The following is a 6,239-nucleotide window of genomic DNA, read 5'->3' as shown; positions in this document are numbered from 1 at the left end:
CTTCTTTAGCCGCCTCAAGCAGTTTCGCCGCGTGGCTACCCGGTACGACAAGTTAGATGCCCATTTTCTAGCCTTTATTCACCTCGCGGCAACTGTCCTTTGGCTACGTGACTGTTAACACATCCTAATTCCTGATGTTAGGATTACTTACGCGGGAGAGATGCTTCGACTTCGCTCAGCATGACGTTTTATTCCTCCCCGCCGCCTCTCGCTCCCCCCGTCGGCCGGCTGGCGCCCACGCCCAGCGGCTACCTGCACCTGGGCAACGCCGTGAACTTCGTACTGACCTGGCTGCTGGTGCGCCAGAAAGGCGGGCAGCTGCACCTGCGCATCGACGACCTGGACCGGGCCCGCCTGCGGCGGCCGTACGTGGAGAATATTTTTCGGGTAATCGACTGGCTGCAGTTGGATTACGACCACGGCCCCGCCGGCCCCGACGACTTCTTGCGCCACTACTCGCAGCTGCTGCACCTGCCCACCTACAACGCTGCGCTGCGCCGCCTAGCTCAGCGCCCCGGCCTGCTTGCGGCCAGCCACCGCTCGCGCACCAGCGGCCCCGGCGCGGCCGCCGCCCCGGTGGCCCTCGATACGCCCGGTGTGGCCTGGCGGGCGCAAGTACCCCTAGGCACCATCGTAACCTGGACCGACGGCTGGCAGGGCGCCCCGCAGGTGCCGCTGGGCGCGGCAATGCCCGACTTCGTGGTGCGCAAAAAAGACGCCGTAGCAGCCTACCAGCTCGCCTCGGTGGTCGATGACCTGCGCCTGGGCACCACGCTCATCGTGCGCGGCCTCGACCTGCTGCCCAGCACGGCGGCGCAGCTCTGGCTGGCGGCCCAGCTGCCCGAAATGCAGAATTTTCGGGCGGCCCGCGTCCGCTTTTTTCACCACGACCTGCTGACTGATGCCGCTGGCCACAAGCTCAGCAAGAGTACCCAGGCCGGCGCCGACCGGGGCGTGCTGGAGATGCCCAGCGGCCCTAGGACCGTGTACGCGGCCGTAGCCCGGCTACTGGCCCTGCCCCCCGCGGCGGCAGAGTCGCCGGCTACGCTACTGGCCGCGTTGGGATGCCGTTTAAGTAATGATGCATAACTAAGTAGGCAGAGTACACAGGCGGTCATGCTGAGCCTGTCGAAGCATCTCTACCGCGTAACTAATTCCTGACGTTAGGATTACTTACGCGGTAGAGATGCTTCGACAGGCTCAGCATGACCGCCTGTGTACTCTGCCTACTTAGTTATGCATGGTGAGCCCCCACTATGCGCTACTGGCGCACCACATTCAGGCGCACCTGCTGGCCGGCTTGCTGCACCCGCATAATGTACTTGCCGGGGCTCAGCTGCTCGGTGCCGGGCAGGCTTACGGTGCTGGTGCCCACCTCCACATTGGCCAAGGTGCGGTCGTAGAGGCGGCGGCCCAGCACGTCGAACACCTGCGCGGTGAGCGGCCCCGCCGTGGGAGTGGTGACTTGCAGCGCCAGGCCCTCGGTAGCAAACGGAACCGGGAAGGCATTGAGAATAAGCGTACTTGCCACCGGGGCCAGCGGCGTAGTGGTGCTGGCCAGCGTCCAGCGGCCGGCCAAGTCGGTTACGTAGGCGCGGGTAACCAGCCGGGCGCTGGCATCGCGCGCGGTGGCGCCCTCATTGGCGAAGTCCGCGCTGCCGGGGGGCAGCCGAAACAGCGCCAGGCTGCTTTCGGGCAGGCCGTTTAGCTCGTGGGGTAGGTAGGCCAGGGCCAGGGTGGCGCCCTGCAGGCCGCGGCTGGTGGCGGGCCGAATGTCGTAGTAGCGGGCAATGCCGGCGTTGCCGCTGCCCGCTAGCGCGGTGCCCGTGGTGCGCCGCACGGTGGTAGTGCCCGGCACGAAGCCCGCCGCTAGGCTAACGCCCAGGTTGCCAAAGGTTTCGGGGCCTAGGCCCACGGTGCGGGTGGTGCGCAGCAGCCCCAGCACGTAGCTGGCATCGGTTTCGCCGGTTAGCGTGGCGGTGGGGGCTAGGGCTACGGAGTCGGGGCCGGTGCTTAGTACGCCGCCGCTCAGCAGCAGGCGCTGGCCAATGGTGCTGCTGCCGATGGTTTTGGTGCCCGCCCCCCCGATGATGAGGTCGAGGTAGGCGCCGCCGCGCAGGCGTTGGGCGCCGGTGCCCAGCGTCACTACCTGCCCGCCGGTTTGGGCAAACGACCCTAGGCCGCCAAAATCGCCGTACAGCAGCAGGCTGCCGCCGCGCAAATTCAGCGTGCCCTGCACGGTGAGGGTGCGCACCTCGGCCGCGCCGCTGGTAATGGTGGGGTAGGGCGCCCCGCTGAGCACCGGAACGAGCGCGTCGGTGCTGCGGGTGGGCACGCAGCCCTGCCAATTGGCGGCATTAAACCAGTCGCCATCGCCGGCCGCGCCCGTCCACACCGGCGGGCTGATGCTGACGGTGGTAGTGGCCACGCTGGGGCAGCCCGCCGGCGCCGACACCAGCACGCTGTAGGTGCCCAGGGCCGCGGTGGTGGCGCCCAGCAGCACCGGGTTTTGCTGGCTGCTGCTGAAGCCGTTGGGGCCGTTCCAGGCGTAGGTGGCCCCGGCCGGGCCGGTGGCCGAGAGGGAGAGCGTGCCCAGCCCGCAGGGCAGCCCGCTGTTGGTGGCGGTGGCTGCCACGCGGCTCGGGCACAGCGCCGGCGAGGCGGGCAAGCTGCTGCGGCGCGGCGTGCCGGCCGCCATTACCGCCTGCATGCGGTCGGCTTGGCCCCGCGAGAAAAGCTGCATGCAGGCATCGTTCACGTAGTCCAGAAAGTTCATGAACATATCGCCGTTGGGCCCGTTTGAGCAGCTGACGTGCGGAAACGCGGGGCAGCCGAAGTCGCTGGTTTGCTGGGTGGGCGTGTCGGCCACGTAGTCGTCGCCGCAGTCGGCGTCACCCCAGGTATGGCGCAAGCCCAGAAAGTGCCCCAACTCGTGGGTGGTGGTGCGGCCCCGGTCGTAGTTGGCCGCTAGGGTGCCCACGCGCCCAAAGGCCGCGTACTGGATAACGACCCCGTCGGTAGCCGCCAGGCCCCCTTGCGGGTACAGCCCCCCTAGGCCGGCCGTGTTGTCGGGCAGCTGCGCGTAGCCGAGTAGGTTGCCGCCCAGGCTCATCACCCAGATGTTAACGTAATTGTCGGGGTTCCAGCTGGTTTGGGGCTTGATAACGTTCTCGATGTAGGCCAGGTCGCTGGGGCTGCCGTAGGGCGGCGCGGCCCAGCCCTGGGCGTGACGGTCCACGCGGTCGATGCCGGGCTCGGCCATTGGCCGGCCTAGGGGGTCGATGCCGGCCAGCTGAAACTGGAACTGCGCATCACCGCGCAGAGGTTGAAACACGCTGGGCACCAGCGTGCCGTCGGCGTTGCGGTTGCGGTAGTCCTCGTTCAGTACGTCGAGCTGCGACTGCACCTGGGCTTGGCTGAGGTTGGTGCCCGTGCCCACCGCCTCGCCGTCGTAAATAACGTGCACTACCACCGGCAACGTGTAGGTGGTGGCCGTCGCTGCCTGCGGCCGCGCCGCGCCGCGCGTGGCCAGCACCGCCCGGTAGCCCGGCAGCCGGCGCACCAGCTGCGCCTGCTGCTGGGCGGCAGCCTGCGGCGTGGCACAGGTGCGCGGGCCGGGGCTGGGCAGGGTTTGGGCGGCGGTGGGGCCTAGGGCACCGGCCAGCGCCGCCGCCAGGCCCGCCAGGTAAGCGTAAAATGTGGGCATACGCAGGGTAACGGTCGGGGCCGGCCGGTCATTATGGCCGGGCGGGCCCGTACCCAAAAGTAAGCTGCTGGCTTTTGCGTTTCAGTGAAGGCGTCCGGCTTTCTGTTAGAAATATAAAGTGCAAAAAAGGCGGTCATGCTGAGTTTGCCGAAGCATCTCTACCACGCCTCTAGGGTGCTGTTTGGTAGAGATGCTTCGGCAAGCTCAGCATGACCGCCTTTTTTATCCGTCTACGGCTTGCTAGTTTTTCAGGCTCAGCGTACCTCCTTCTTAAACTCCTCAGCCCAGTGGTCGGCCAGGCGGGTGGGCTCGGGCAGCTTGTAGCCGCGCAGGCAAGCCAGGGTGAGGCGCAGGGCGGTGGCCTGGTCGCAGCGGTGGCCGGCGCTCACGAATAGCGGCTGCACCTTGTCTTTCGAGCGCAATACCTCGCCCAGCAGCTCGCCGGTTTTGGGGTCGGTGAGGGGCGTCACGTCGCCCTTGGTGGGGCCCGGCTCCTGGTAGGTGCCGAAGAGCTTGTGCTTGGCCACGCCGAAGGTGGGCACGTCGAGCAGCACGCCCAGGTGGGCGGCAATGCCCAGGCGGCGCGGGTGCGCCACGCCGTGGCCGTCTACCATCACCACGTCGGGGTGCTGCTGCAGCTTAGCGAAAGCCTGCACCACGTTGCCCGCCTCCCGAAACGAGAGGTAGCCCGGCACGTAGGGCATCGTGACGGGCGCGTAGCTGTACACCTTCTCCACCAGTTCTAGGCTCGGGAACGCCAGCACCACAAACACCGACAAGATGGTGTCGGGCGTGGGAAACGACGAGTCGCACCCCCCGATAAAGCGCGGCGCCTGCGCCAGCGGCTCCAGGCGCAGGCGCTCGCGCAGTGCCAACTGCTGCTGCGTCAGCGAGCGCACCAGGGCCGGGTCGGGCGGCGGGCCGGGCGGGCGGTAATAGGCCATATAATAATGACGAACGACTAGTGACTAGTGACTAGTAATAAATGGATGGAGCCGCCGGGCTGGGCCCTGGGGGGGCGCCAAACTGCGGGGGTACGTAAAGAACGTAAGTTGGCCGCTCCCGTTTCATAGCTCGGCCCGGTGGTGAGCACTACCAGCTACTGTTTTCCTCATCCGTCATTGGTGACTAGTCATTTGTCACTAGTCATTCGTCACTATCACTATGACTACTACCGAACGCGAGCAGCCCGCGGCCCTGGGGGCGGGGCCCGAGCTGGAGCGGCGCTACTTTCTGGATGTAGCGCGCCCGCACCACGGCCCCGCCGCGCTCATGCAGCGCATTCAGCAGGCCCTGCCCAGCTTCTCGCCCGAGGCGCTAGCCAACTTTGAGCGGCGCACCGGCCAGCCGGGAAGGCTAGCCGTGGGCGACGAGTTCCTGATCAAGATTTTGGGTCCCTGGGACGGGGGCGTGCGCGTGACGGCCGTGGATGCTACCAGCTTCGAGTTGGTGACGCTGGAGGGCCACCCCGAGGCCGGCCGCATTCGCTTCGAGGTGGCCCCGCTCGACGAGCGCCCCGACGAGCTGCGCTTCCAGATTCACTCCTGGGCCCGCTCGCGCGATGGGCTGGTGGCCTTTGTCTACGACACTATTGGCGGCGGCCGGCTGCTGCAAGAAGCTACCTGGGTGGAGTTTTGCCGGCGCGTGGCCCAGGCCAGCGGCGGGCAGGCCCTAGGCCCCATCACGGTCGAAACCACCCGCCACGAGCCCGGCCAGCCCGCGCAGCAGTCCCGCCACTATGTTTAGGAAGGCCTTGCCCCCCGGCCCGGCCGCCTGGCAGCGCTACCGCACCCAGCTGGCGGCCTACGCCCACGCCCCGGTCAACTACGACTACGCGCACCAGGCCGAGTTTACGGCCGCCACCGGCTGGCACCGCGACCACTACGCCACCGCCCTGCCCTCCGAAGCACCCGGCCCGCCCGCCCCGGCCGGCTCGTTTGCGGCCGCCCAACGCGTGCTTTGGCACTACACCTTCCCGCCGCCCGGCCTGCTGCAAGGCTACTTCGACCCCGCCCAGCCCCTGGCCGAGCGCGTAATGCTGCTGCGGGCACGCTTTCTCGGGTTCGTATTTTGCTTCGGCGTGCGCATTGCAGACGTGGTAGATGAGGAGCGGCCGGCCGCCGCTGGGGCCCTAGGGCCTTCCGAGCGCGTGTGGGGCTACGGCTACCGCACCCTGCAAGGCCACTTCGAAATGGGCCAGATAAACTTCGCGGTGCACAAGAACCTGGCTACCGGCGCCGTCGAGTTTCGCATCGATTCCGTGTCGAAGACGGGGCGCATCCGCAATCCGTTCTACTGGCTGGGCTTCAGGCTGTTTGGCCGCACGTTGCAGCTGCGCTTCGCCCGGCAGTCGCTGGCCCGAATGCGGGCCCTGGTGGCGCACGCCCTGGCCCAGCCCCAAACAATAGCCGCACCGAGGGGTTAGGAAGGTGTTGAGTAAGTTGAAAAGAACGTCATGCTGAGCCTAAGCGAAGCATCTCTCCCACGCCGCCTAGGGTGTCGTTTGGGAGAGATGCTTCGCTTAGGCTCAGCA

5 protein-coding genes and 1 pseudogene are annotated in these 6,239 nt (G+C 67.2%); 4 read left to right on the top strand and 2 right to left on the bottom strand.

Annotated elements, in window-relative coordinates; all coding sequences use genetic code 11:
• A pseudogene (locus HHL22_RS10440) lies at nt 1-118 on the top strand (IS5/IS1182 family transposase); the annotation flags it as partial.
• Between the two features lie 62 nt (nt 119-180).
• A complete protein-coding gene (locus HHL22_RS10435) occupies nt 181-1,089 on the top strand; it encodes a glutamate--tRNA ligase family protein (protein ID WP_169530916.1) in 909 nt (302 codons plus the stop codon).
• A gap of 172 nt (nt 1,090-1,261) precedes the next feature.
• Here HHL22_RS10435 and HHL22_RS10430 read toward each other — a convergent pair whose 3' ends face one another.
• Nucleotides 1,262-3,706, bottom strand: a complete 2,445-nt coding sequence (locus tag HHL22_RS10430) for a M43 family zinc metalloprotease (protein WP_169530915.1) — start codon at nt 3,704-3,706, stop codon at nt 1,262-1,264.
• Between the two features lie 254 nt (nt 3,707-3,960).
• Nucleotides 3,961-4,650, bottom strand: coding sequence for a deoxyribonuclease V (gene nfi / locus HHL22_RS10425; protein WP_169530914.1), 690 nt, complete (start codon nt 4,648-4,650; stop codon nt 3,961-3,963).
• A gap of 220 nt (nt 4,651-4,870) precedes the next feature.
• Here nfi and HHL22_RS10420 point away from each other — a divergent pair, with 220 nt between their 5' ends.
• The gene (locus tag HHL22_RS10420) at nt 4,871-5,452 is read left to right on the top strand and encodes a DUF1990 family protein (protein ID WP_169530913.1); all 582 of its coding nucleotides are present in this window, start codon (nt 4,871-4,873) and stop codon (nt 5,450-5,452) included.
• Complete coding sequence (locus HHL22_RS10415; protein ID WP_169530912.1) at nt 5,445-6,131, top strand: DUF1990 family protein; 687 nt, start codon at nt 5,445-5,447, stop codon at nt 6,129-6,131. Before HHL22_RS10420 ends, HHL22_RS10415 begins: the two co-directional genes overlap by 8 nt.
• Nucleotides 6,132-6,239: the final 108 nt, after the last annotated feature.

Source organism: Hymenobacter polaris, from assembly GCF_012927305.1.
GTDB classification, from domain to species: Bacteria; Bacteroidota; Bacteroidia; order Cytophagales; family Hymenobacteraceae; genus Hymenobacter; species Hymenobacter polaris.
Note: the sequence above shows the minus strand (reverse complement) of the source record. Positions and strands in the feature narration are given on the sequence as shown.

Excerpts from the sequence above, each read along its gene's own strand:
- HHL22_RS10435 (WP_169530916.1), top strand. The coding sequence starts at position 181 with ATGACGTTTTATTCCTCCCCGCCGCCTCTCGCTCCCCCCGTCGGCCGG.
- HHL22_RS10430 (WP_169530915.1), bottom strand. The coding sequence starts at position 3,706 with ATGCCCACATTTTACGCTTACCTGGCGGGCCTGGCGGCGGCGCTGGCC.
- nfi (WP_169530914.1), bottom strand. The coding sequence starts at position 4,650 with ATGGCCTATTACCGCCCGCCCGGCCCGCCGCCCGACCCGGCCCTGGTG.
- HHL22_RS10420 (WP_169530913.1), top strand. The coding sequence starts at position 4,871 with ATGACTACTACCGAACGCGAGCAGCCCGCGGCCCTGGGGGCGGGGCCC.
- HHL22_RS10415 (WP_169530912.1), top strand. The coding sequence starts at position 5,445 with ATGTTTAGGAAGGCCTTGCCCCCCGGCCCGGCCGCCTGGCAGCGCTAC.